The organism is Burkholderia sp. COPS (assembly GCF_019425585.1).
Taxonomy (GTDB): Bacteria; Pseudomonadota; Gammaproteobacteria; order Burkholderiales; family Burkholderiaceae; genus Burkholderia; species Burkholderia cepacia.
Genome location: NZ_WIXR01000105.1, coordinates 1 through 2706, shown reverse-complemented (window position 1 = coordinate 2706; position 2706 = coordinate 1). Strand labels below are relative to the sequence as shown.

Sequence of the window (2706 nt, the reverse complement as noted above, 5' to 3'; positions counted from 1 at the left end):
GGAAGAGTATGAGTATTCAACATTTCCGTGTCGCCCTTATTCCCTTTTTTGCGGCATTTTGCCTTCCTGTTTTTGCTCACCCAGAAACGCTGGTGAAAGTAAAAGATGCTGAAGATCAGTTGGGTGCACGAGTGGGTTACATCGAACTGGATCTCAACAGCGGTAAGATCCTTGAGAGTTTTCGCCCCGAAGAACGTTTTCCAATGATGAGCACTTTTAAAGTTCTGCTATGTGGCGCGGTATTATCCCGTATTGACGCCGGGCAAGAGCAACTCGGTCGCCGCATACACTATTCTCAGAATGACTTGGTTGAGTACTCACCAGTCACAGAAAAGCATCTTACGGATGGCATGACAGTAAGAGAATTATGCAGTGCTGCCATAACCATGAGTGATAACACTGCGGCCAACTTACTTCTGACAACGATCGGAGGACCGAAGGAGCTAACCGCTTTTTTGCACAACATGGGGGATCATGTAACTCGCCTTGATCGTTGGGAACCGGAGCTGAATGAAGCCATACCAAACGACGAGCGTGACACCACGATGCCTGTAGCAATGGCAACAACGTTGCGCAAACTATTAACTGGCGAACTACTTACTCTAGCTTCCCGGCAACAATTAATAGACTGGATGGAGGCGGATAAAGTTGCAGGACCACTTCTGCGCTCGGCCCTTCCGGCTGGCTGGTTTATTGCTGATAAATCTGGAGCCGGTGAGCGTGGGTCTCGCGGTATCATTGCAGCACTGGGGCCAGATGGTAAGCCCTCCCGTATCGTAGTTATCTACACGACGGGGAGTCAGGCAACTATGGATGAACGAAATAGACAGATCGCTGAGATAGGTGCCTCACTGATTAAGCATTGGTAACTGTCAGACCAAGTTTACTCATATATACTTTAGATTGATTTAAAACTTCATTTTTAATTTAAAAGGATCTAGGTGAAGATCCTTTTTGATAATCTCATGACCAAAATCCCTTAACGTGAGTTTTCGTTCCACTGAGCGTCAGACCCCGTAGAAAAGATCAAAGGATCTTCTTGAGATCCTTTTTTTCTGCGCGTAATCTGCTGCTTGCAAACAAAAAAACCACCGCTACCAGCGGTGGTTTGTTTGCCGGATCAAGAGCTACCAACTCTTTTTCCGAAGGTAACTGGCTTCAGCAGAGCGCAGATACCAAATACTGTTCTTCTAGTGTAGCCGTAGTTAGGCCACCACTTCAAGAACTCTGTAGCACCGCCTACATACCTCGCTCTGCTAATCCTGTTACCAGTGGCTGCTGCCAGTGGCGATAAGTCGTGTCTTACCGGGTTGGACTCAAGACGATAGTTACCGGATAAGGCGCAGCGGTCGGGCTGAACGGGGGGTTCGTGCACACAGCCCAGCTTGGAGCGAACGACCTACACCGAACTGAGATACCTACAGCGTGAGCTATGAGAAAGCGCCACGCTTCCCGAAGGGAGAAAGGCGGACAGGTATCCGGTAAGCGGCAGGGTCGGAACAGGAGAGCGCACGAGGGAGCTTCCAGGGGGAAACGCCTGGTATCTTTATAGTCCTGTCGGGTTTCGCCACCTCTGACTTGAGCGTCGATTTTTGTGATGCTCGTCAGGGGGGCGGAGCCTATGGAAAAACGCCAGCAACGCGGCCTTTTTACGGTTCCTGGCCTTTTGCTGGCCTTTTGCTCACATGTTCTTTCCTGCGTTATCCCCTGATTCTGTGGATAACCGTATTACCGCCTTTGAGTGAGCTGATACCGCTCGCCGCAGCCGAACGACCGAGCGCAGCGAGTCAGTGAGCGAGGAAGCGGAACCCCAGAGTCCCGCTCAGAAGAACTCGTCAAGAAGGCGATAGAAGGCGATGCGCTGCGAATCGGGAGCGGCGATACCGTAAAGCACGAGGAAGCGGTCAGCCCATTCGCCGCCAAGCTCTTCAGCAATATCACGGGTAGCCAACGCTATGTCCTGATAGCGGTCCGCCACACCCAGCCGGCCACAGTCGATGAATCCAGAAAAGCGGCCATTTTCCACCATGATATTCGGCAAGCAGGCATCGCCATGGGTCACGACGAGATCCTCGCCGTCGGGCATGCGCGCCTTGAGCCTGGCGAACAGTTCGGCTGGCGCGAGCCCCTGATGCTCTTCGTCCAGATCATCCTGATCGACAAGACCGGCTTCCATCCGAGTGCGTGCTCGCTCGATGCGATGTTTCGCTTGGTGGTCGAATGGGCAGGTAGCCGGATCAAGCGTATGCAGCCGCCGCATTGCATCAGCCATGATGGATACTTTCTCGGCAGGAGCAAGGTGAGATGACAGGAGATCCTGCCCCGGCACTTCGCCCAATAGCAGCCAGTCCCTTCCCGCTTCAGTGACAACGTCGAGCACAGCTGCGCAAGGAACGCCCGTCGTGGCCAGCCACGATAGCCGCGCTGCCTCGTCCTGCAGTTCATTCAGGGCACCGGACAGGTCGGTCTTGACAAAAAGAACCGGGCGCCCCTGCGCTGACAGCCGGAACACGGCGGCATCAGAGCAGCCGATTGTCTGTTGTGCCCAGTCATAGCCGAATAGCCTCTCCACCCAAGCGGCCGGAGAACCTGCGTGCAATCCATCTTGTTCAAGCATGCGAAACGACCGTCATCCTGTCTCTTGATCAGATCTTGATCCCCTGCGCCATCAGATCCTTGGCGGCAAGAAAGCCATCCAGTTTACTT

At 53.2% G+C, this 2706-nt stretch carries 2 protein-coding genes; one reads left to right on the top strand and one right to left on the bottom strand.

Features of this window, described 5'->3' with window-relative positions; all coding sequences use genetic code 11:
• The first annotated feature begins 8 nt into the window (after positions 1 to 8).
• Positions 9 to 869 (top strand): broad-spectrum class A beta-lactamase TEM-116, encoded by an 861-nt coding sequence (locus FOZ70_RS37790; RefSeq protein ID WP_000027050.1) that lies wholly within the window; start codon positions 9 to 11, stop codon positions 867 to 869.
• Between the two features lie 953 nt (positions 870 to 1822).
• Here FOZ70_RS37790 and FOZ70_RS37785 read toward each other — a convergent pair.
• The gene (locus tag FOZ70_RS37785) at positions 1823 to 2617 is read right to left on the bottom strand and encodes an APH(3')-II family aminoglycoside O-phosphotransferase (protein ID WP_171502934.1); all 795 of its coding nucleotides are present in this window, start codon (positions 2615 to 2617) and stop codon (positions 1823 to 1825) included.
• Between the last annotated feature and the right edge of the window lie 89 nt (positions 2618 to 2706).